Source organism: Streptomyces sp. NPDC037401 (genome assembly GCF_055602345.1).
The window spans coordinates 87,708-108,804 of the sequence record NZ_JBVJWO010000009.1; the positions used below are offsets into that span (position 1 = coordinate 87,708).

Annotated in this window: 22 protein-coding genes and 2 tRNA genes; 4 read left to right on the top strand and 20 right to left on the bottom strand. The window is 73.3% G+C overall.

Annotated features, from left to right (window positions below; all coding sequences use genetic code 11):
* Nucleotides 1-19: 19 nt before the first annotated feature.
* The 4 genes from ACZ7H1_RS11455 to ACZ7H1_RS11470 all read right to left on the bottom strand — a co-directional run bounded on the left by ACZ7H1_RS11455 (nucleotide 20) and on the right by ACZ7H1_RS11470 (nucleotide 2,698).
* Complete coding sequence (locus ACZ7H1_RS11455) at nucleotides 20-940, bottom strand: amidohydrolase family protein (protein ID WP_470785687.1); 921 nt, start codon at nucleotides 938-940, stop codon at nucleotides 20-22.
* A complete protein-coding gene (locus ACZ7H1_RS11460) occupies nucleotides 924-1,271 on the bottom strand; it encodes an antibiotic biosynthesis monooxygenase family protein (RefSeq protein WP_470785689.1) in 348 nt (115 codons plus the stop codon). The genes ACZ7H1_RS11455 and ACZ7H1_RS11460 overlap by 17 nt, the downstream gene beginning before the upstream one ends.
* A gap of 115 nt (nucleotides 1,272-1,386) precedes the next feature.
* Nucleotides 1,387-2,265 (bottom strand): DUF2797 domain-containing protein, encoded by an 879-nt coding sequence (locus tag ACZ7H1_RS11465; RefSeq protein WP_470785690.1) that lies wholly within the window; start codon nucleotides 2,263-2,265, stop codon nucleotides 1,387-1,389.
* Nucleotides 2,258-2,698, bottom strand: coding sequence for an Lrp/AsnC family transcriptional regulator (locus tag ACZ7H1_RS11470; RefSeq protein ID WP_470785692.1), 441 nt, complete (start codon nucleotides 2,696-2,698; stop codon nucleotides 2,258-2,260). The genes ACZ7H1_RS11465 and ACZ7H1_RS11470 overlap by 8 nt, the downstream gene beginning before the upstream one ends.
* Nucleotides 2,699-2,810: 112 nt before the next feature.
* Here ACZ7H1_RS11470 and ACZ7H1_RS11475 point away from each other — a divergent pair, with 112 nt between their 5' ends.
* Nucleotides 2,811-3,743: an SMP-30/gluconolactonase/LRE family protein gene (locus ACZ7H1_RS11475; RefSeq protein ID WP_470785694.1), complete on the top strand. Its 933-nt coding sequence runs from the start codon at nucleotides 2,811-2,813 to the stop codon at nucleotides 3,741-3,743.
* 52 nt (nucleotides 3,744-3,795) lie between these two features.
* On the opposite strand, the gene ACZ7H1_RS11480 is transcribed toward ACZ7H1_RS11475, so the two are convergent.
* The 4 genes from ACZ7H1_RS11480 to ACZ7H1_RS11495 all read right to left on the bottom strand — a co-directional run bounded on the left by ACZ7H1_RS11480 (nucleotide 3,796) and on the right by ACZ7H1_RS11495 (nucleotide 5,634).
* Nucleotides 3,796-4,887, bottom strand: coding sequence for a S1C family serine protease (locus ACZ7H1_RS11480; RefSeq protein ID WP_470785696.1), 1,092 nt, complete (start codon nucleotides 4,885-4,887; stop codon nucleotides 3,796-3,798).
* A 114-nt stretch (nucleotides 4,888-5,001) separates the two neighbouring features.
* Nucleotides 5,002-5,124 (bottom strand): hypothetical protein, encoded by a 123-nt coding sequence (locus ACZ7H1_RS11485; RefSeq protein ID WP_470785698.1) that lies wholly within the window; start codon nucleotides 5,122-5,124, stop codon nucleotides 5,002-5,004.
* Nucleotides 5,125-5,249: 125 nt separating this feature from the next.
* Nucleotides 5,250-5,322: transfer RNA gene (locus ACZ7H1_RS11490), tRNA-Arg, on the bottom strand.
* 221 nt (nucleotides 5,323-5,543) lie between these two features.
* Nucleotides 5,544-5,634, bottom strand: a tRNA-Ser gene (locus ACZ7H1_RS11495).
* 177 nt (nucleotides 5,635-5,811) lie between these two features.
* On the opposite strand from ACZ7H1_RS11495, the gene ACZ7H1_RS11500 reads away from it, so the two are divergent.
* From ACZ7H1_RS11500 to ACZ7H1_RS11510, 3 genes are all read left to right on the top strand, one after another.
* Entirely contained in the window at nucleotides 5,812-6,243 is a 432-nt protein-coding gene (locus ACZ7H1_RS11500) for an SSI family serine proteinase inhibitor (RefSeq protein ID WP_470785700.1), read from the top strand.
* 103 nt (nucleotides 6,244-6,346) lie between these two features.
* Entirely contained in the window at nucleotides 6,347-9,925 is a 3,579-nt protein-coding gene (locus tag ACZ7H1_RS11505) for a response regulator (protein ID WP_470785702.1), read from the top strand.
* A 13-nt stretch (nucleotides 9,926-9,938) separates the two neighbouring features.
* Nucleotides 9,939-10,514: an antibiotic biosynthesis monooxygenase gene (locus ACZ7H1_RS11510; protein WP_470785704.1), complete on the top strand. Its 576-nt coding sequence runs from the start codon at nucleotides 9,939-9,941 to the stop codon at nucleotides 10,512-10,514.
* Here the strand turns inward: ACZ7H1_RS11510 and ACZ7H1_RS11515 are convergent.
* The 12 genes from ACZ7H1_RS11515 to ACZ7H1_RS11570 all read right to left on the bottom strand — a co-directional run bounded on the left by ACZ7H1_RS11515 (nucleotide 10,501) and on the right by ACZ7H1_RS11570 (nucleotide 21,017).
* A complete protein-coding gene (locus ACZ7H1_RS11515) occupies nucleotides 10,501-12,162 on the bottom strand; it encodes a long-chain fatty acid--CoA ligase (RefSeq protein WP_470785705.1) in 1,662 nt (553 codons plus the stop codon). The genes ACZ7H1_RS11510 and ACZ7H1_RS11515 overlap by 14 nt on opposite strands.
* Nucleotides 12,163-12,366: 204 nt before the next feature.
* On the bottom strand, nucleotides 12,367-12,909 hold the full coding sequence (locus ACZ7H1_RS11520) for a SigE family RNA polymerase sigma factor (protein ID WP_470785707.1): 543 nt from the start codon (nucleotides 12,907-12,909) through the stop codon (nucleotides 12,367-12,369).
* A gap of 116 nt (nucleotides 12,910-13,025) precedes the next feature.
* The gene (locus tag ACZ7H1_RS11525) at nucleotides 13,026-14,195 is read right to left on the bottom strand and encodes a lipid-transfer protein (protein WP_470785709.1); all 1,170 of its coding nucleotides are present in this window, start codon (nucleotides 14,193-14,195) and stop codon (nucleotides 13,026-13,028) included.
* Entirely contained in the window at nucleotides 14,192-14,671 is a 480-nt protein-coding gene (locus ACZ7H1_RS11530; protein ID WP_470785711.1) for a MaoC family dehydratase, read from the bottom strand. The genes ACZ7H1_RS11525 and ACZ7H1_RS11530 overlap by 4 nt, the downstream gene beginning before the upstream one ends.
* On the bottom strand, nucleotides 14,668-15,759 hold the full coding sequence (locus tag ACZ7H1_RS11535) for an acyl-CoA dehydrogenase family protein (protein ID WP_470785712.1): 1,092 nt from the start codon (nucleotides 15,757-15,759) through the stop codon (nucleotides 14,668-14,670). Before ACZ7H1_RS11535 ends, ACZ7H1_RS11530 begins: the two co-directional genes overlap by 4 nt.
* Complete coding sequence (locus ACZ7H1_RS11540) at nucleotides 15,759-16,721, bottom strand: bifunctional MaoC family dehydratase N-terminal/OB-fold nucleic acid binding domain-containing protein (RefSeq protein WP_470785714.1); 963 nt, start codon at nucleotides 16,719-16,721, stop codon at nucleotides 15,759-15,761. Before ACZ7H1_RS11540 ends, ACZ7H1_RS11535 begins: the two co-directional genes overlap by 1 nt.
* On the bottom strand, nucleotides 16,718-17,875 hold the full coding sequence (locus ACZ7H1_RS11545) for an acyl-CoA dehydrogenase family protein (RefSeq protein ID WP_470785716.1): 1,158 nt from the start codon (nucleotides 17,873-17,875) through the stop codon (nucleotides 16,718-16,720). Before ACZ7H1_RS11545 ends, ACZ7H1_RS11540 begins: the two co-directional genes overlap by 4 nt.
* A gap of 198 nt (nucleotides 17,876-18,073) precedes the next feature.
* Nucleotides 18,074-18,391, bottom strand: a complete 318-nt coding sequence (locus ACZ7H1_RS11550) for a hypothetical protein (RefSeq protein ID WP_470785717.1) — start codon at nucleotides 18,389-18,391, stop codon at nucleotides 18,074-18,076.
* Between the two features lie 550 nt (nucleotides 18,392-18,941).
* Nucleotides 18,942-19,283: a DUF6344 domain-containing protein gene (locus ACZ7H1_RS11555; protein WP_470785719.1), complete on the bottom strand. Its 342-nt coding sequence runs from the start codon at nucleotides 19,281-19,283 to the stop codon at nucleotides 18,942-18,944.
* A 181-nt stretch (nucleotides 19,284-19,464) separates the two neighbouring features.
* Complete coding sequence (locus tag ACZ7H1_RS11560) at nucleotides 19,465-19,653, bottom strand: hypothetical protein (protein ID WP_470785721.1); 189 nt, start codon at nucleotides 19,651-19,653, stop codon at nucleotides 19,465-19,467.
* A gap of 120 nt (nucleotides 19,654-19,773) precedes the next feature.
* On the bottom strand, nucleotides 19,774-20,409 hold the full coding sequence (locus ACZ7H1_RS11565; protein WP_470785948.1) for a hypothetical protein: 636 nt from the start codon (nucleotides 20,407-20,409) through the stop codon (nucleotides 19,774-19,776).
* Between the two features lie 2 nt (nucleotides 20,410-20,411).
* The gene (locus ACZ7H1_RS11570; RefSeq protein WP_470785722.1) at nucleotides 20,412-21,017 is read right to left on the bottom strand and encodes an RNA polymerase sigma factor; all 606 of its coding nucleotides are present in this window, start codon (nucleotides 21,015-21,017) and stop codon (nucleotides 20,412-20,414) included.
* Nucleotides 21,018-21,097 lie beyond the last annotated feature (80 nt).

Sequence of the window (21,097 nt, forward strand, 5' to 3'; positions counted from 1 at the left end):
CAGCTGCCCGGAGCGCCGCTCAGCCCGGCGGCAGTCCGAAGAGCCGGGCGCCGTTGTCGTGGCAGACGGCGCGCAGCCAGTCGTCGCCGAGCCCGAGCCGTTCGAGGGCGGCCAGCTGGTGCTCGTACGGGTAGGGGATGTTCGGGAAGTCCGTGCCGAGCAGGATCCGGTCGCCCAGGGCGGCCAGCCGCGGCAGCTCCGCGGGCGGGAAGCCCCCGAGGCGCTCCGCGAAGTCGGTGAAGGCCATCGTGGTGTCGAGCCTGACCTCGGGGTACCGCTCGGCCAGCCCGAGGAAGTCGCCGTACTCCGGCATCCCCATGTGGGCGATGACCAGCGGCAGCCGGGGGTGCCGGGCCAGCACCCGGGCGACCGGCTCGGGCCCGGTGTGCTTGCCGGGCGCCGGCCCGGAGCCGCAGTGGATCACCGTGGGGATCCCCGCCTCGGCGAGCAGCCCCCACACCGGGTCGAGCCGGTCGTCCCCTGGGTCGTACCCGCCGACCTGGACGTGCGCCTTGAAGACCCGCGCACCCGCCCCGACGGCCCGCCCGACGTAGCCCTCGGCCCCGTCCTCGGGGAAGAAGGTCGCGGTGTGCAGGCAGTCGGGGGTGCGGGCGGCGAACTCCGCTGCCCAGGAGTTGAGCCAGGCGGCCATCGCGGGCTTGTGCGGGTACAGCATCGCGGTGAAGGCGCGGACCCCGAACTGCCGCAGCAGCGCGACCCGTTCCTCTTCGTCGTGCCGGTAGGTGATGGGCCAGTCCGTGCCGGTGAGCGGGCCCGCCGCGTCGAAGTACTGCCAGACCTTGTCCAGTACCCGGCCGGGCATGAAGTGCGTGTGCACGTCGACCAGTCCGGGCAGGCCGAGCCGCTCGCGGAACGCCCGTACGGCCGCGGACGTCTCCGTGGTTGCCGCTGCGCCCGTTGCCTCAGTCGTTCCGGACAAAGGAGTGACTCCGCTCCACGGTGCCGATGTGCAGGGTGTAGCTCTCGTACCACTCGGCGCGGCCCTGCTTCTGGGCGGCCTGGTGCTCCTGGTCGCTGCGCCAGGCGGTGAGCGCCTCCTCGTCCCGGAAGTAGCCGACGGTGACGGACAGGCCGCCGGGGGTGTGGGCGTTCTCGTGTCCGAGGTAGCCGGGTATCTCCTTGACCAGGGTGTTCATGCGCCGGGACGTCTCCTGATAGCCGGCCTCCTCCTCGGTGCGCACGGAGGTGAAGACGGCCATCAGGTACGGCGGTTCGAATGCCGGAAGCGGCTGGATGCGCTGGATGCTCATGAGCTCACCCTCCGCGGCGGGCCCCGCCGTGTCCATCGGAAAAGGCCCCGCGCGGCCAAAGGGATCCAACTTTTTACGATCCGGCCTTCGCGCCCGTACGCCGCCGCCCCGGCCCTCAGAACAGGCCGGGCTGCTCCCCCTGCCCGCTCCGCAGCGGCCGTACGGGTACGGACGTGCCGGCCCCGGGCTCCGCCGCGGCCAGCACCCACCCGGACAGCAGCCGGGTGTCGACCACCAGCCCGTCCGCGAGGTGCAGGTCGGGACCCGCAGCCCCGGCGAGCACCCCGCTGACCGTGCCGCCGGGCACCAGGGCGTCGAGCACGGCCGTCGGCGGCGGCAGCCGCTCCAGCCCGAACACCTCGCTGTGGTCGACGACTTCGCAGGGCAGCGGCTCCAGCGCCTCGGCCCGCCCGGGCAGCGCCAGCGCCCGCGCGTGCACGTCCGCCACCTCCGCCCGCCCCGCCTCCCGGTCCGGCAGTGCGGCCCTGACCTCCCGCTTGCGCGCGTACGGGACCCGGTCCGGCACCCCGAGGGCGGCGCGCAGCACCTCCTCGGTCCGGCGCGCGGCCATCAGCGGGCCGCGCCCCAGCCAGCTCCAGGCCACGGCGCCCTGCTCCAGCAGCCGCGCGGACCCGCGGTGCTCGGCCGTGATCCCCGCCTTGACCAGTCCCGGCCCGAACCAGGCCAGGTAGACGCGGTAGGTGCGGGGGTCGGCGACGTTCGTGTCGGCCGCCACGGAGAACGCCCGGTCCAGCTGCGCGCACTCCGCGCACTGCGCGCTGCGCGCCCGCGCCCCCACCTCGGCGGCCGTGGGGCAGGGCGTCGTCCTGCCGCCCCGCCACACCCCGAGGCAGCGGCGGTCCCCCTCGGCGCGGAACGCCAGCGGCCGGCCGGGACCCAGGCGGCTGTCCCGCTCGCCGCGCCCCTGCCCGTCCCAGCGCAGGACGGGCCCTTCGGGCGTCCAGCGCAGGCCGATGCAGCGCCAGTCAGGCATCGGGCGAGACCGGCCGTTCGAAGAAGGTTTCCAGGGCCACGGTCGCGTGGGTCCCGCTCACGCCCTTGATCCCGTACAGCCGGCGCAGCACGTCCTGGAGCTGCTCGGTGCTCGCCGTGCGGACCTTGACCAGGACGGAGGCGGAGCCCGCGATCACGTGCGCCTCCTGGATCTCCGGGATGGCGGCGAACTCCGCGGCCGAATCCCCCATCCAGGCCGAGGAGTCGACCATCACGAAGGCGAGCACACCCCGGCCGAGCGCGGCCGGGTCCACCTCGACGGTGGTCCGGCGGATCACCCCGCGCTCGCGGAGCTTGCGGACCCGCTCGTGCGCGGCGCCGGCCGACAGACCGACGGCCTTGCCCAGCGCGGCGTACGCCAGCGTGGCGTCCTGCTGAAGCTGCGCCACCAGCGCCCGGTCGATGTCGTCCACGTACCCCGCCCGCCCTCTCCGTCCACTCAGGATCTTGCGATGACCGTACCCCATCCTGCAATGTTGACCATGAACCGAACACCATTCGGCAATCACGGCCATGGGGGTAACAATGTCTTCTCTTGCCGATCCGAACCTGTACGAGATCCTGGACGACCGCTTCCGGACCGGACGCTGCGCCAACGGCGACATGCGGCTGGAGCGCCTGTACGACGACTGCCGGTGGGCCGAGGGCCCGCTCTACCTCCCCGCCTGGCGCCAGCTCGTCTGGAGCGACATCCCCAACGACCGCATGCTGCGCTGGGACGAGGCCACCGGCGCGGTCGGCCTCTTCCGCGCCCCGGCCGGCCACAGCAACGGCAACACCCTCGACCGCGAGGGACGGCTGATCACCTGCGAGCAGGGCAACCGCCGGGTCACCCGCACCGAGCCGGACGGCACGGTCACCGTCATAGCCGACCGCTTCGAGGGCCGGCGCCTGAACAGCCCCAACGACGCCGTGGTCCGCTCCGACGGCTCGGTGTGGTTCTCCGACCCGGACTTCGGGATCACCAGCGACTACGAGGGCCACCGCGCGCCCGGCGAGATCGGCGCGTGCAACGTCTACCGGGCCGACCCGGCGACCGGCGGGGTCCGCCTCGTCGCCGACGGCTTCTCCGGCCCCAACGGCCTGGTCTTCTCCCCCGACGAGCGGCAGTTGTACGTGTCCGACACCCGGGCCGGCCACATCCGGGCCCTCACCGTCCGGGAGGACGGCGGCCTCACCGGGGACCGGGTGTTCGCCAAGGCCCCCGACGACGGCGTGAGCCGCTTCGACAACATCCGCTTCGACGACGAGGGCCGGCTGTGGGCGGCGGCGTTGGAGGGCGGCGTGCAGTGCTACGCCGGCGACGGCACCCTGATCGGCCGGATCCGGGTCCCGGAGCCCGTCTCGAACATCGCCTTCGGCGGCCCGAAGAACAACCGGCTCTTCATCACGGCGACGACGTCGCTGTACTCCCTGGTGACGTCGGTGACGGGCCTGCCCCGGGTCCGCACGGCATGAAGCGGGCCGCTACGGGTCCGCCCCGCGTGAAGCCGCGGGCAGCCGCCCGCCGCTACGGGCTCGCCTCGGACGCGTCAGTGCCCGGCAGCGTCATGTCGGTGAACCACTGCTCCCCGAAGGGGTGTTCCGTGCCGCCGTTGTAGGTGTACCGGCCCGCGAGGGGCAGCTTCTCGCCCGGCGCGGACGACTGGAGGACGTCACAGACCTCCGCCATCGACGTGACCGGGGTGTCCTTGATGTGCGTGATGACGTCGCCCTCCACGAAACCGGCCTTCCCGGCCGCGGAGTTGGTGGCGGCGCTGATGACGAACACCCCGCCGTCGACGCCGTTCGTGGCGAGCTTCTTCAGCACCGAGGACCCTTCGGCCGGGTCGGCGAAGTACGCCGGGAAGTCGGGGTCGGTGAGCGCGACCAGGTCCCAGCCCGCGTCGTTCTGGCTCTTTCCGGCCTCCAGGCCGTCGAGCAGCGGCCGGGCGTGATCGCTGCTGATCGCGTAGAACTGCCCCTCCACATTGCCGTCCCCGGCCTGCTTGAGGCTGTTGATCCCGACGACTTCGGCGTTGCCGTTCAGCAGGGGACCGCCGGAGTTGCCGGGATTGACCGTCGCGGAGTGCTGGATGGTCGACGGCAGCCGGGGCAGCGACAGGCTGGGCGCTGCCGCCACGTCGGGCGACTGGACCACGCCGCTGGTGAAGACGACCTCCTGGGTGCCCGTGTCCGCGAAGGACGCCGGATAGCCGAGGGCCGTCACGACGTCGCCGCGCTCGACCTTCGCGCTCTCGCCGAACTTCAGGTCCTTCAGGTCGTCCTGCGGGGTGGAAAGGGCGAGGACCGCGAGGTCCTCGCAGGGGTCGCTGCCGAGCAGCCGCGCGGCGACCGGCGCCCCGTCGCCGATACGGACCTTGAGGGCGCCCGAGCCCTGGACCACGTGGGCGTTGGTGAGGATGTAGCCCTGCCCGGCGTCGTAGACGACCCCGCTGCCGCTGTTCTCGCCCTGGCCGGTGGTGACCAGGACCTGCACGGTCGAGGGGGCGCCGCGCTCGAAGATCTCCTTGGGCGACAGGTCGTCCGCACGGGCGGAACCGCAGGTGGCCAGTACGACGGCCGTCGCCGCGGGGATGACGATCCCGGCTCTGGCTCGCATGGGGGTGACCCCCTCTCAGCCCGGACCGGCCCCCTCCCCACCCCGCCCAGCCCAGAAACGATCATTGGCACTATCAGCGTAGACCCGGCCCAGCCCGCTGTCCTGGCGGAGTCCTCACCCCGCCGGGGCCCGCCCGCGGCGCAGCCCGACGCCGATCGAGACGGCCCCGGCGACAGCCGTGACGACCGCCGCGGCCGAGGTGAGCGCGTCCGCGGAGTCCTCGGCATCGACCGCCACTAACGCCGTGGCGGTCCGGAGTGGTCACCCGCATTCGGATCGGTCACACCCTCACCGTGACCCTTCGTACCGTTCACGGCAACGCAAAGACCCCCCGGAGTGATCCGGGGGGTCTTTGCTCTATGTGCACTCGGCAGGATTCGAACCTGCAACCTTCTGATCCGTAGTCAGATGCTCTATCCGTTAAGCTACGAGTGCTTGTGCTTCCCGGGGTTTTGCGCCCCGTTGGCCTTGCGAGAACAACAATACATGGACCTCGCCGTCAGGCGAAATCCATTACCCAAACCCAGCCCGACCTGCGGAAACACCCTCGCGGGGGTGTCCTGAGGACACATCGTCGGGAGTCCGCCGGGCCGGTCGGCCGTGGCCGGGAACGACCGAAGCCCCGGTCCACAGGGACCGGGGCTTCGGTGACAGCGCGGAGGCGGAGGGATTTGAACCCTCGATGGGCTTTAAGACCCAAACCGCATTAGCAGTGCGGCGCCATAGACCGGACTAGGCGACGCCTCCAGCACACCCCCGCGTACGTGGGGTGCGTGCAGATGATGACACAGGGCGGTGGCCCGTCACCAATCCACCCCCACGGTACTAGCCACGAGGTGGCCGGGGCAAAGCCTTAATGGCGCGAATCGACCACCCGGCCCCCACCCGTGTGACCCGTCCGGCAGCCCGCTCGTTGGACACGGCATGCTGCGCCGTCTCGTCCTCGCCTCGGTCGCGTCCGCCGCCTTCGCGGCGGGGCCCCTGCCGCCGCTCCCGCCCGGACTGCTCCACGAGCCCGCGCCCGGGCCCGACCGGCTCACCGTGGCGGCGTCCAGGACCGGCGACCCGGGCGCCGACGGCTCGTACGGACTCACGTGCGATCCGGTCGGCGGCAGCCACCCCGACGCGCAGCGCGCGTGCGCCCGGCTCGCCGCCCTCGCCGAGGAGGGCACCGACCCCTTCACCCCCGTCTCCGCCCGCTCCCTGTGCACCCAGCAGTACGGAGGGCAGGCGCAGGCACGGATCACCGGAACGTGGCTCGGCAAGCGGGTCGATGCCGTGTTCGACCGCAAGAACGGCTGCGAGATCAGCCGGTGGAAGGATTTGGAACCTGTGCTTCCAAGTGTGCGGCCCTGACCAGCAAGGATGGAAAAGGTCCCGCCCATCCGCCGCCGGGCCGCGGGGCCGTGCGCTTAGACTCCTCCCGTGACATGCCGGTAGTCAGGGAGGAAGCGTCGTCGTGAGCAGCAGGCCATCCCGAGGCGCTGCTCGCCTCGCAGCAATACTCGACGCGCTTCCCGACGCGCTCCTCCTCGTCAATGCCAACGGCACCGTGGTGAACGCCAACTCGATCGCGCTGGACGTGTTCGAGTCCCCCGGCACCGGACTGGTCGGACGCGGTCTGCTGTCGCTGCTCCCCGAGTTCGACTCCAAGCTCATCCCCGGCTCGATGCGCCGGCCCGGCGACGAACCCGAGGGACGTACCCGGCCGAAGCGGATGACCGCGCACCGCACGGACGGCAGCGAGTTCCCCGTCGAGGTGACCAGCGCCGCCCTGGAGGACGGCCGCGAGGCCTACGCCGACGCCCACCGCTACACCGGCGACGAGCTGCTGATGCTCGTCGTGCGGGACCTCTCCGGCACCGTGGACACCGAGGCCGAGCTGGCCCGGTCCCAGCGCCAGACCGAGATGATCCTGCGCGCCGCCGCCGAGGGCGTGGTCGGCACCGACACCGACGGCCGGGTGGTCCTGGTCAACCCGGCCGCCGCCCAGATCCTCGGCTACCGCGCCACCGAGCTCGGCAACCGCGAGCTGCACGGGCTCGTCGGCCACTCCCGCGCCGACGGCTCGCCCTTCCCCTTCGAGGAGTCCCCGCTCGCCGACACCCTGCGCTCCGGGCGCAAGCACCGGGTGCGCGGGCAGGTGCTGTGGAACAAGGCCGGCAAGCCCGTCTCCGTCGACCTCACCACCTCGCCCGTACGGGACGGGGAGCAGCTGGTCGGCGCCGTGATGACCTTCACCGACCGACGCCCGTACGACGCCCTCGCCGCGCGCCACGCCCAGCTGCTCGCGCTCGCCGACGAGGCCCTGCGCGGGCCGCTGGAGGAACTGCGCGGGGAGCTCTCCACGCTGGCCGCGGACGACGCGGGCCAGCTGTGGCCCGAGGCGAACCAGCTGCTGCACCACCTGGCCGCCGGGTACTCCCGGATGACGGTGCTCCTCGACAACGTGCTCGGCTTCCAGCGGCTCGACGCGGGCAAGGACCGGCTCGCCAAGGAGAAGGTGCTGCTCGACGGGGTCGTGGCGGCCGGAGTCGACGGCGCGGTCGAGCTGATCGGGCCGGGCCGGGCGCAGTTCGCCGTGCACGCCCCGACGATCGAGGCCGAAGTGGACGCCAAGCGGCTGTCGACGGCCCTCGCCCACCTGATCGCCGACGTGGCCGGGGTCGACGCCACCGGCAAGGCGCCCGTCGCGGCGGTCGGCGGCTACATGGACTCCACGATCGTGGTGGCCGCGGCACAGCGCGGGGACGTCGTGCGCATCGAGGTCCGCGGCCCGTACGCCGGGGGCAACCCGGTGCACGAGCCCATCGTGCGGGGCATCGTGGCCGCGCACGGCGGTGTGCTCCAGACCCACGAGGTGCCCGGGAACACCGGCAGCGCGTACGTGCTGGAAGTGCCGCTGGGGTCGGGCGCGGGAACCGTCGTGCTGCCCGAACCGGAAGCCGAACCGGAACCGGAACCGGCTGCAGGACCGGCGGCGGAAGCGGCCGCGGGCGCGCAGGCAGAGCCCGCGCCGGGCGGACCCGCGGCCGGGCCGGGCGGGCGGCGGGCCCGCCGCGGTGTGGACGCCTTCCTGGACGACGAGGCTCCGGCCGCGCCCCCCGCCGGCGGCGGGGGCGGCGCGCTGGCGCTGCCGTCGGGCCGCCGACGCGCTCCGGGCGCCGACCTGGCGCAGTCCCCGGTGAACCCGGCCGGGCTCGCCGGGGCACCCGTACCGCCGATGCCGGCCGTACCCCCGATGCCCCAGGTGCCGCCCGCGTCGGACGGCACCGGCCGCCGCCGGGGCCGGGCGCTGGAGGAGGCGGCTCCCGCGCAGCCCGTGGCCCCGCCGGGGCTGCCCGCGCTGCCGCCGACCGCCGGGCCGGTGCCCCCGCAGGGCCAGGGCCCGGTGCCGCAGCTGCCCGGGCAGCTGCCGGAACGGGCACCGCTTCAAGGACAGGCCCAGGGACAGCCGCAGGGACCGGGGCAGGGCAGGCGCCGCGCACTGGCCGTGGCCGCTCCCGAGCAGCCCGCCGGCGCTCCGGCGGGCGCCCCCGTGGCCACCGCCCCCGGCACCGCCCCTGCCGAAGGACCTGCGCAGCCGCCGTCGGCCGAGCCCGCGCCCGGCGGCGGCCGTCGCCGCGCCCTGGGCACCCCCGCGGTGCCCGGCGCCCGCGCCGAGACCGCCCCGCCCGCCGACCCGTACGTGACCGACGCCCCGGGCGCCGAACCGTCCGCCGACGCACAGGGCCGCCGCGCCCGGCGCGTCCTGGCCGGACCGATCGCCCTGCCCGCCGGGGAGGACACCGCGCCCGCCGGCGAGGGCGAGGACCACACGCCCGCGGCAGGTACCCCCGCCGAGGCGCCGACCGGGCGGCGGCGCGCGCTGCAGCCCGCCCAGGCGTGGCCCGTTCCGGGTGCCCGTACCGCGCCCGAGGAAGGCTCCGCGGCCGCGGGGCCGGTCGCGCTGCCCGGTGCCCGCCAGGCCCAGGACGGCCCGGCCGGGCCGATCTCCGTACGCGCCCTCGGCACCCTGGGCCAGGGCGCCGTGCTCGCTCCGCAGCCGGGGACCCCCGCGCCGCAGCCCGCCGCCCAGCCGGGCACCGCCCAGCCCGTGCCCGCCCCGACAGACCCGTCGGCCACCGACGGGGGCTCCGGCCGGCGCCGCCGGCTCACCGAGCCCGCCGCCGACGACGGCAGCACCCCCGGGCGGGCCTTCGCCATAGGGGCACCCGCGGCCGGTGCCGCCGAGGGCCCGGAGCCGCTCGACGGTCCCGGTGGCGCGGTCGAGGTGGTCAACCGGCCCGTCCCGCGGCCCGTGGACGACGAACTGCCCCCGGAGCCGCTGGACAACCCGCGCCGGCTGCTGGTGTGGCCCGCGCCCGACGTGACCACGCAGCAGGCGCTGAGCGCACGCGGCTACCGCCCGGTGATCGTGCACTCCCGCGAGGAGGTGGACGCGCAGATCGCGGCGTACCCCGCCGCGCTGTTCGTCGACCCGCTCACCGGGCCGATCACCCGGACCGCCCTCCAGTCGCTGCGGCAGGCCGCGGTGGCCGCCGAGGTGCCCGTCCTGGTGACGGCCGGACTCGGACAGGCCACCCGCGAGGCGGCGTACGGGGCCGACCCCGCGGTCCTGCTCAAGGCGCTCGCGCCGCGCGACAGCGAGCAGCACCCCTCCCGGGTCCTGCTGATCGAGCAGCACGACGAGATCGCGCAGGCGCTGACCGCCGCCCTGGAGCGCCGCGGGATGCAGGTCGCCCGCGCGGACGCCGACACCGACGCCGTCGAGCTCGCGACCCGGATGCGGCCGAACCTGGTCGTCATGGACCTGATGCAGGTCCGCAGGCGGCGCGCCGGGATCGTGGACTGGCTGCGTGCCAACGGGCAGCTGAACCGGACCCCGCTGGTCGTCTACACGTCCGTGGACATCGACAAGTCCGACCTGACGGGCCTGGGTTCCGGCGAGACCGTGCTGTTCCTCGCCGAACGCGCCACGACCACCGAGGTGCAGGGCCGGATCGTGGACCTGCTGGCCAAGATCGGCACCAATTAGCCACCCTGTGCGGATGGCCATCACCGACACAACCGAGAAGAGCGTCCCCGCCGACGACGGCGAGGTGACGCTGCTGATCGCCCGGCAGGTGGAGCCGGGCTACGAGGCGTCGTTCGAGACGTGGGCGCGCGGGATCCTGGAGACCGCCGCCGGCTTCCCCGGCCACCTCGGGTACGGGCTGTTCCGGCCGGCCGCCGAGGGCGCGCCGTGGTTCCTGGTCCACCGGTTCGAGGACAACGCCGCCTTCCTGGCCTGGCAGGACTCGCCCGAGCGGGCGTCGTGGTTCGCCAACTGCGAGGGCCACCACCACACCGAGATAGCCCGGCGGGAACTGACCGGCATGGAGACCTGGTTCGCCAAACCGGGTACGACCCGGCCCGCGCCGCCCCGCTGGAAGATGGCGATCAGCTCGGGGCTGGCCATCTTCCCGATCTCGCTGGCGGGCAACGCGCTGCTCGGGCCGTACCTGGTGGACCTGAACTCCGTCCTGCGCACGGCGGCGTTCGCCGTGGTGTTCAGCACCCTGATGACCTACGTGGCGATGCCCGCGGTCAGCCGGCTGCTGCGGGGCTGGCTCAGTCCCTCGTGACCTCCAGCTTCGTCACCTCGAGCTCGCCGTCCGCGTACTGCCTGCGGATCACCTTCTTGTCGAACTTGCCGACGCTGGTCTTCGGGACGGCCGGGACGATCGCCCAGCGCTCAGGGAGCTGCCAGCGCGCGATCGTCTGCCCGAGGAAGGACCGCAGCGACTCGTAGTCGGCGGTCGAGCCGTCCGTGAGGACGACGGTGGCGAGCGGGCGCTCGCCCCACTTCTCGTCCGGGACGGCGACCACGGCTGCCTCGGCCACCTCGGGGTGCGCCATCAGCGCGTTCTCCAGCTCGACGCTGGAGATCCACTCGCCGCCGGACTTGATGACGTCCTTCGCCCGGTCGGTCAGGGTCAGGTAGCCGTCCGGGCTGATCACGCCGACGTCGCCGGTCTTGAGCCAGCCGTCCGCGCTGAACTTGTCCTCGGGGCGGAACGGCTCACCGGACGCGCCGCCGTAGTACGCGGCCGCGATCCAGTTGCCGCGCACCTCCAGCTCCCCGGCCGACGCGCCGTCCCACGGGAGCACGTCCCCGCCGGGACCGACCAGCCGGGCCTCGACGCCGGCCGGCAGCCGGCCCTGCGTCAGGCGGTACGGCCACTCTTCCTCGGCGGTCAGACCGGCCGGCGGGTGGGCCATCGTGCCGAGCGGCGAGGTCTCGGTCATGCCCCAGGCGTGGACGACCCGGACGCCCAGCTTGTCGTACGCCTCCATCAGGGAGGGCGGACAGGCCGAGCCGCCGATGGTGACGTGCTTCATCGAGGAGATGTCGCGGGGACGGACGGCCAGTTCGGCCAGCAGGCCCTGCCAGATGGTGGGGACGGCCGCGGCGTACGAGGGCTTCTCGCGCTCTATCATCTCCGCGAGCGGGCCCGGCTGGAGGAAGCGGTCGGGCATCAGCATGTTGATGCCGGTCATGAAGACGGCGTGCGGCAGGCCCCAGGCGTTCACGTGGAACTGCGGGACCACGATCAGCCCGGTGTCCGCGCCGGTCAGGCCCATCGACTCGGCCATGTTGACCTGCATCGAGTGCAGGTAGATGGAGCGGTGCGAGTAGACGACGCCCTTGGGGTCGCCGGTGGTGCCGGAGGTGTAGCACATGGCCGCGGCCTGGCGCTCGTCCAGCTCGGGCCAGGGGTAGGCGCTGTCGCGGTCCGCGAGCAGTTCCTCGTAGTCGTGCACCCGGACGTCCAGGCCGTCGAGGGCCGACCGGTCGCCGGTGCCCGCGACGACGACGTGCTCGATCGTCGGCATGTGCGGCAGCAGCGGGGCCAGCAGCGGCAGCAGGGTGCCGTTGGCGATGACGACCTTGTCGGCGGCGTGGTTCACGATGAACGCCAGCTGCTCCGGGGGGAGCCGCAGGTTCAGGGTGTGCAGGACCGCGCCCATGCTGGGGATCGCGAAGTACGCCTCGACGTGCTCGGCGTTGTTCCACATCAGCGTGGCCACGCGATCGTCCTGCCGGACTCCCAGCTCGTCGCGCAGAGCGTGCGCGAGGCGGCCGGCGCGGGCGCCGATCTCGGCGAAGCTGCGGCGGTGCGGCTCGGGCTCCCCGGTCCAGGTGGTGACCTGGGACCGGCCGTGGATCGTCATCCCGTGCTGGAGGATGCGGGTCACGGTCAGCGGTACGTCCTGCATGGTGCTCAGCAAAGCGTCCTCCCGGTGGGCGCTGCGCGGCGGCAAAGGATGCTGCGATTCTGCGCAGGCCGGGCAGGTCGTGTCACTACCCAGGAGTACAAACGACGGCCGGAAACCATGTGTGGCTCTGTGCACAGGAGCGGGGCGCCCGGGGCGGGCGCGGCGCACAAACCCGCAGCCCGGCGCGGGGCCGGAGACGGGCCCGGCGGAGGGGGATCAGCGGACCGGGGTCAGTTCCGGGTCCTCGCGCAGCTTGCCGAGCGCCCGCGAGACCGCGCTCTTGACCGTGCCGACCGAGACCCCGAGCAGCTCGGCGGTCTGGGCCTCGCTGAGGTCTTCGTAGTACCGCAGGACGACCATGGCCCGCTGCCGGTCCGGGAGCCGGGTCACCGCGCGCCACATCGCGTCGCGCAGCACCTGCGCCTCGGCCGGGTCGGCGTACGGCAGGCCCTCGGGCTCGGGCAGCTCCTCGCAGGCGAACTCGTCGACCTTGCGCTTGCGCCACTGGGAGGTGCGGGTGTTGACCAGCGCCCGCCGGACGTAGCCGTCGAGGGCCCGGTGGTCCTCGATCCGGTCCCAGGCGACGTACGTCTTGGCCAGCGCGGTCTGCAGCAGGTCCTCGGCGTCGCAGGGGTTGGCCGTGAGCGAGCGCGCGGTGCGCATGAGCGACGTGCCACGGGTCCGGACGTACGAGGAGAACGACGGATAGGCCGTCGGGTACGACGGCTTCGACGGGTACGTGCAGACAGGCGTGGTCATGGCTCCACGCTAGAAGCGCCCCGGTCGCGGCGGATCGGCCCCAGGTGCCGAGAAGGCATCCGTCTCAGGTTGTAGGGGTGGGGCCTGCCCTACCTCCTGAAGAAGGAGGGCGCCCGTCACGCACCGTCCGCACCGAGGATCAGACCGGAGGTGGGGACGCCCGTTCCGGCCGTGACGAGGGTGCGGGCCGCGCCCCCGATCTGGTTCACGGAGGTGCCCCGGAGCTGGCGCACGGCCTCCGCGATGCCGTTCATGCCGTGCAGGTACGCCTCGCCGAGCTGGCCGCCGTGGGTGTTGAGCGGCAGGGCGTCCGCGGCGACGAACCCGGCGGCCTCGCCCGGCTCGCAGAAGCCGAACTCCTCGAGCTGCATCAGGACGAACGGCGTGAAGTGGTCGTAGAGAATGCCGACGTCGATGTCGGAAGGCTTCAGTCCGCTGGTCCGCCACAGCTGCTGCGCGACCACGTTCATCTCCGGGAGGCCGGTCAGACCGTCGCGGTAGAAGCTGGTCATGCCCTCCTGGCGGCGGCCGGCACCCTGCGCCGCCGCGGTGATGACGGCGGGCGCGTGCCGCAGGTCCCGGGCGCGCTCGGTGCTCGTGACCACGATCGCCTGGCCGCCGTCGGTCTCCTGGCAGCAGTCGAGCAGCCGCAGCGGTTCGACGATCCAGCGCGAGGCGGCGTGCTCGGCGAGGGTGATCGGCTTCCCGTGGAAGTACGCGGCCGGGTTGTTCGCGGCGTGGCGGCGGCCGGTGACCGCGACGTGCCCGAAGGCCTCGGGGGTGAGCCCGTACGCGTGCAGGTAGCGCTGGGCGGTCATCGCCACCCAGGACGCGGGGGTCAGCAGCCCCCAGGGGAGGGACCAGCCGAGGGCGGCACCCTCCGCCGACGCCTCCCGGTGCTGCACTCCCGAACCGAACCTGCGACCGGAGCGTTCGTTGAAGGCGCGGTAGCAGACCACGACCTCCGCGACGCCCGTCGCGACGGCGAGCGCGGCCTGCTGCACGGTGGCGCAGGCCGCGCCGCCACCGTAGTGGACCCGGGAGAAGAAGGACAGGTCTCCGGCACCGATCGCCTGCGCGACGGTGATCTCCGGGCTGGTGTCCATCGTGAAGGTGACCATGCCGTCGACGTCGGAGGGGCTCAGACCGGCGTCGTCGAGGGCGGCGTGCACGGCCTCGACGGCCAGTTTGAGCTCGCTGCGGCCGGAGTCCTTGGAGAACTCTGTGGCGCCGATGCCGGCGATGGCGGCCCGGCCGCCGAGGGAATCACGGGTACGGACGCTCATGCCGGGACCTCCGCGGAGCCGGAGCCGGTGGCGGTCGCCGTGGTGGCCACGGTGGCAGGGGCACTCACGGTGGCGGTGACCGTGCCGGTGACATGGCTGCCGAGGGAGTTGGTGCCGGTGATCCGGATCTCGACGGTGTCCCCGGACCGGGAGACGACCGTGCCGGTCAGGGTCATGGTGTCCCCGGGGTAGTTGGGCGCGCCCAGGCGGATGGCGACCGTCCGGAGCACGGCCGTGGGCCCGAGCCGGTCGGTGACGTACCGGCCGACCAGGCCGTTCGTGGTCAGGATGTTCATGAAGACGTCCGGGGAGCCCTTCTCCCGGGCCAGCTCCGCATCGTGGTGCACGTCCTGGTAGTCGCGGGAGGCGACCGCGCCCGCGACGATCAGCGTGCGGGTGACCGGTACCTCCAGCGGCGCCAGCTCGTCGCCGGCGTTGACGCCGAAGTGCCTCCCGCCGTCCATGCCGACGTTCATGCGGCGTCCTCTCCCGTGCCGTGTGCGATGGATGCCCCCAGCTCGGCCAGGAGCTCGGCGCCGGAGCCCAGGTACGCGTCCAGCTGACGCCCCCACAGGAAGTGCCGGTGGACCGGGTGGTCCAGATCGGCTCCCATGCCGCCGTGCAGGTGCTGGCCCGCGTGCACGACCCGCTTGCCCGCTTCGGAGGCCCACCAGGCGGCGGTCAGAGCGTGCCGGTGCGCGGGCAGTCCCTCGTCGATGCGCCAGGCCGCCTCGTACGCCGTGACCCGGATCGCCTCGGTGTCCATGTACGCGTCGGCGGCGCGCAGCATCACGCCCTGGTTGGTGGAGAGCGGGCGGCCGAACTGCTCGCGGGTCCCGGTGTACGCGACGGCGCGGGCGAGGGATCCGGCGCACACCCCGGCCTGGAGTCCGGCGAAGGCGGTCCGGGCGGTGGCGAGCACTGCCTCGAACGGGTCCGACGGGTCGCCCGGACCCCCCGGCCCGCCCGGGTGCGTTCCGGCCCCCGGAGTGCCGAGGGGTTCCGCCTCGGCCCGCTCCAGGGTCAGTCGGCCGGCCGACCAGGGTGCGGTCGTCTCCACCGGCACGGTCACGGCGCCGGGGGCGTCCGTCCGTACCAGCCACAGGGTCCGGTCCGCGTCGGGGACCAGCACGTGGGTGGCGTCGCGCAGCCAGGGGACCAGCGGGAGCGTGCCGCTCAGCCGCCCCCCGGCGTCGGCCCGTACCTGCCCGCGGGCGGTCAGGGCGCCGGTCGCCACCGCGCTGCCCGTGCGCAGGGCGGGCAGCAGCCGCGCCCGCTGCGCGTCGCTGCCGTGGGCGGAGACGGCGAGGATCCCGTAGACGCAGGTCGCCGCGAAGGGGACCTGCGCGGTGGTGCGGCCCTGCTCCTCGAGGAGGAGGACGAGGCCGAGCAGGCCGACCTCCTCGACGGCGGCCGTGAGCCCGGCGGAGGTGAGGGCCTTCCAGAGCTCGGCGTCGGTGCCGGTGCCGGCCGCGGCGAGCCGTTCGTGGGTGGACAGGTCGGCGAAGATCTCGGCGGCGAGACCGGCGGCCGCCGCCTGCTCCTCGGTGGGGTGGAAATCCATCAGCCCTCCTCCGCCCGGAAGACGGGCAGTTCCAGTTCCTCGTCCACGCGCAGGAACTCCAGCCGTACGGGCATGCCGATGCGGACCTTGTCGTACGGCACCCCGGTGATGTTGCTGATCATGCGGACCCCTTCGGCGAGCTCGACCAGGGCTACGGCGTAGGGCGGGTCGAAGGCGGGGAAGGGCGGGTGGTGCATGACGACGTACGAGAAGACGGTGCCGGCGCCGCTCGCCTCGACGGTGTCCCACTCCGGGCTCGCGCAGGCGTTGCAGCCGGGCAGCCAGGGGAAGCGGAGGGTGCCGCAGCCGGTGCAGCGCTGGATGAGGAGGCGGTGGGAGGCGATGCCGTCCCAGAAGCCCTGGTTGTCGCGGTTGACGACCGGGCGGGGGCGGCGGGGGCGGGACCGGCCGGGGGCCTGGGGCCGGGACGGGGCCTGGGACTGGGGGTAGTCCTTCGGCGACCGGGCTGCTGCGGGGGCGTACTTGAGGATGCGGAAGCGGTGGGTGCCGGCGAGGTGGCCGTTCGCGCGCACGTCCATCCGCGTGGTCACGAAGTGGCCGGTGCCCAGGCGGGTCGTCTTGCGGGGGGAGACGGACTCGATGACGGCGTCGAAGGTGACGGTGTCGCCGGGGCGCAGCGGTCGCAGGTACTCCTGCTCGCAGTCGGTGGCGACCACCGAGGTGTAGCCGGCGCCGTCGAGGAGGCTGAAGAGCTCGTCGTAGGCGGTGGTGCGGCCGGTGCCGTCCGTGTGGCCGGAGAGCCCGCCCATCGTCCAGGCCTGGAGCATGGTGGGCGGAGCGACGGCGTCGGGGCCGTCGTAGGCGGGGTGGGTGTCGCCCATGGCCTCGCACCAGTGGCGGATCATGGGCCTGTTGACGGGGTCCTTGCCCACGCCCGCGGTGGCGGCCGGGCGGCCCTCGAACTCCTTCAGCAGCGGGTACAGGCCGTCGGGTGCGCTCACCGCTTCCTCCCCTTCATGCCGAGCCGCATCATGGCGACGATCTCGCGCTGGACCTCGCTCACTCCGCCGCCGAAGGTGTTGATCTGGGCGGCCCGGTTGAGTCGTTCCAGTTCCCCGCCGTCGAAGGCCCCGGGTGCGGAGCCGCGGAGCAGTGCGCGCTCCCCGGCCGCTTCCTGGCAGATGCGGTAGACCTCGACGGTCGACTCGGTGCCCAGGAACTTGACCCCGCTGGCGTCGCCGGGGGCGAGGGTGCCCGCGCCGACGTCCTGGACGAGGCGCCAGTTGAGCAGGCGTACGGCGGCGAGGCGGGCGTGCGCCTCGGCCAGGCGGGACTGGACCCAGGGCCGGTCGGCGGGGCGCTCGCCGGTGACGGGGTCGGGGGTGCGGGCGTACGCGACGGTGCGGGCGTAGAAGTCCTCGGCCTGCATGCCGATGGCGGCGAGGGCGACGCGCTCGTGGTTGAGCTGGTTGGTGATGAGCCCCCAGCCGCCGTGCTCGGGCCCGACGAGGTTCCCGGCGGGCACGCGCAGGGAGTCGTAGTACGTGGCGGTGGTGGTCTGCCCGCCCACGGTCTCGATGGGGGTCCAGGAGAACCCGGGGGCGTCGGTCGGGACCAGGATGATCGAGATGCCGCGGTGCTTGGGGGCCTCGGGATCGGTGCGGCAGGCGAGCCAGATCCAGTCGGCGTTCTGGGCGTTGGAGGTGAAGATCTTCTGGCCGTCGACCAGCCAGTCCCCGCCGTCGCGGACGGCCTTCGTGCGCAGGGCGGCGAGATCGGTACCGGCCTCGGGTTCGGAGTAGCCGATCGCGAAGACGGTCTCGCCCGCGAGGATGCGGGGGAGGAAGAAGTCCTTCTGCTCCGGGGTCCCGTACTTCATCAGGGTCGGGCCGACGGTGTTGAGCGTGACCATCGAGACGGGGGCGCCGGCGCGGTAGGCCTCGTCGAAGAACACGAACTGCTCGCCGGGGCCGCGGCCCTGGCCTCCGTACTCCTGCGGCCAGCCGAGGCCGAGCAGGCCGTCGGCGCCGATGCGGCGCAGCATCGCGCGCTGGGCACCGGGGTCCCGCGGCGGCCCGTCTGACATCAACTCACGGAAGTACGAGCGCAGTTCGGCACGGAGCCGCAACTGCCCTCCGGTCGGGGCGAGGTGCACGGCGGACAGCCTCCTGGGCGACGCGCGGGCAAGTTTCCTGACTGTCCGTCAGATCTGGCCCGGCTGTCAAGGTGCGGGGGCCCGGCGAGGACGCCCTCCGTGCGACAGGACGCACGGCAGACGGCGAAACGCCCGTGCGACGGGACCCCAGCCGGTCCGGTCGCACAGGCGCTCACTGGGAGAGGAGGCTGCAGGGGGCTACCACCAGGGGTGGAAGTTCACGGCCACGTTGGAGTTGGACTGGTCGATGGCCGTGAGGGCGGAGCCGTTGACCTGCGCGGTGTTGTTCTGGTTGGACGCTCCGGAGCCGGTCGCGACCTGCTGCGAGGTGGACGAGTTGCCGTTGTTGTTGCCACCCACACCGCTGCCGATGATGCTGGCGACGCTCGCGTTCGACCCGTCGTTCGCGAAGGAGCCCCATCCGTTGTCGGCCTGCGCGACCCCGGAGAACAGGGCGGCGGCGAGGGGGAGAGAGGCAACGGCGGCGAAGACGCGGGCGGTACGGACGAGTGCCATGAGTGAATCCTCCAGATGTGAACTACGGGGGCTTGCAAGGCAGTTGGCCGACTGCGCTTGAGGTGTTGCTCGTGATCTCGACGTCGCGAGACCAGAGTTGCCCACCGAATCCCCGGCGAACCACCCCGGACGTACCGATTCCCTCGCAAGTATGACCATCAGCGAATAAACCCCGGCCACGCCCCCAAAACGGCACTTCACACCCTTGGACATGCCGAAAAACGGCTCGCCTCAAGGGCCGAACCGTTTCGCCAAACCGTCTTTCCCCGCCCTGCCGAATGACCTTCAACCCCGGGCGCCCCATCCCCCGCGCCTGTCCCTCTTCCCCCACGCTCCCAAGCTCTGCGCCCCCTGCGCGCCCCCGGCGCTCGCGGGGGCGGTCGTACTGCCGCCGTGGTCCGGCGGCGAAATCCTTGGACGGCGAGGCCGCTGGGCAGCGGGATCGCCGCGCGGGCCGGGTCTTCGGGCAACCGGGTCTTCAGGCAGCCGGGTTTCCGGTCCTTCGGGCCGCCGGGTCCTCAGGCCGCCGGGTCCTCAGGCCGCCAGGTCCTCAGGCCGCCAGGTCGAGATCGAGCTGCTCGTCGCGGTGGCCGGCCAGGGCCGCGGCCGTGGTGGAGCGGCGGACGGAGGGGGAGGAGCCGTGGGCCTCGGCACGGATGCGCTGGGCGATCGTCGGCGGCAGCGCCCCGCCGTTCATCGCCGCCCGCCAGGCCCGCCGGGCCCACGCCGTCGGCCGGCTCGCGGGCCGGGCGGCCGGGCGGGGAGCAGCCGTCGGAGCGGCGGCGGGGACCGCGGCCTTCGTACCGCCGCCGATCCCGAAGGAGGCGAGCAGCGCGACCAGCGCGGCAATGACGGCGGTCCAGATCGACGTGACGCGGGTGCTGCTGACCATGACGGCTCCTCATTCCCAGATGTTCCGACGGGCGGATCTGAATACATTCGTCATGATGCGGACGCAATTCGGCCGGTGCCCGCTGCCACACCCTCGCCGCCCAGATCTTCCGACAAACACCACTCATACGGCGCACCGCCCGCCCCCGGGCACCCGCGCGACCTGCACGGACGCCGGCCGGTCACATCCGGCTCTGAATCCACACCGCCGCTACGCCGGCCAGGGCGGTTCCCGTGCCGTAGCAGGCGCCGCGGAGCAGCAGGGACAGGGCGAGGCGGCGGCGGGCGGCCGCCCAGGAGAGGAGCCGGCGGATCCGGTCGCGGGCCCGGTCGGCCCCCGCCCGGATACGGCGGGCACGGTGGTGCGGCACGGCGAAGGGCCTTTCTCTCGGGGCCGGAATCGGAGGCTGGATCAGGGGCGGAACCGGGAAGAGGAGCCGGCGGCGCGGCCAGGGGCGGCTGCCCGCCCGGCTCCGCGGTCAGCTCAGCCGTCAGCGCTTGGCGAAGTCGAGTAACCGGTCGGCCAGGCGGCGGTCGGGTCTGGGCACGATGAACGAGTCCTCGTCGCCGGCCAGCCGGTCGACCTCCCGCTCCAGCACCTCGGTGGGGCCGCCCGCTCCCGCGCCGGTGGCCCGTACGTACCGCACGAACACGCCGAGCCCGTCGAGGAAGTCCTCGCTCACGGGGCTGTCCGCGAAGTCCATGAACTGCCCCCGCCAGTGCACGGACTCCCGGTCCTCCCCCCGCGAGCGGTGGTGGAGGTGGAGGCAGTACGCCGCGATCCGGTGGCCGGCGCCCGCCGCGAACTGCCACCAGAACTGCGCGCTCTCGGGATGCCCGGTCAGGTGCAGCAGGCTCCCGAAGACCGCGGCGCCCTCGCCGGGGTGGTCCTCCGGGTTCCGTGCCAGCCGGTCCACGTGCTGGGCCGCGCTCGGCGTGTTCAGGACCCAGCGGGATATCACGGTCAGACGGTTGGCGGCCTCCGCGGTGCGCACCATCACGCAGGGCCGCGGCACGTCGGTACGGGCCGCGTCGGCCGCCAGGAGGCGCAGGGCCCGTCCGACGTCGAAGCCACCCGGGTCCGACGGCTGCATCGCCGCGCCGTCGAGAAGGGTGTCGATGGTCATGCTCACGTCCGTGCCTCCCCCTTGTCCGTTTTCGCCTTGCCGACGGGCAGCTTGAGCTCCTTGCCGAGCCGCTCCTTGCCCCGGCGGCCGTGGTAGTCGACGGTCCGCTCGTCCAGGCCCATGAAGCGGGCGATCCGGGCCGTGTCGTAGCCGAGGATGTGGCGCAGCACGATCACGTTGAACTGCCGCGTCGGGAGCGTGAGGATCGCGTCGTACAGGCCCACGGGGCTGTCGACCATCTCCAGCTCGTTGCGGACCACGCGCAGGTTGTGGGAGATCTGGCCGTTGGCGACGAACGCCGGCGGCCGTTCCTCGCGCCTGAGCCGGCGGTTGACGTGCCGGGTGAGCACCGCGAGCGTCAGGTGTTCCACGTTCTTCTCCCGCAGGAGCCGGTTCCAGCCGGTCAGGATCTCCAGGAACACCTCGTGGACGACCTCCTCGGCCGCCCGTCGGCTGCCGAGGTGGATCTCGGCGTAGTCGTGGAAGAACACCTGGTGGCCGAGGTAGAACCCCTCGTAGTCCAGCGGCAGGCCGAGCGGCTCGAACACCTGCCGGCGGAAGCCGTTGCCGCGGGGCGAGAGGCCGTCGAGGACGCCGTCGTCACTCATGCGGACCTCCAGGGTGTGCTCATTGCCTGTACCTCTTCATTGACGGCGGCACAGTCAACAGCCCTGCACCGGGAGCCAGT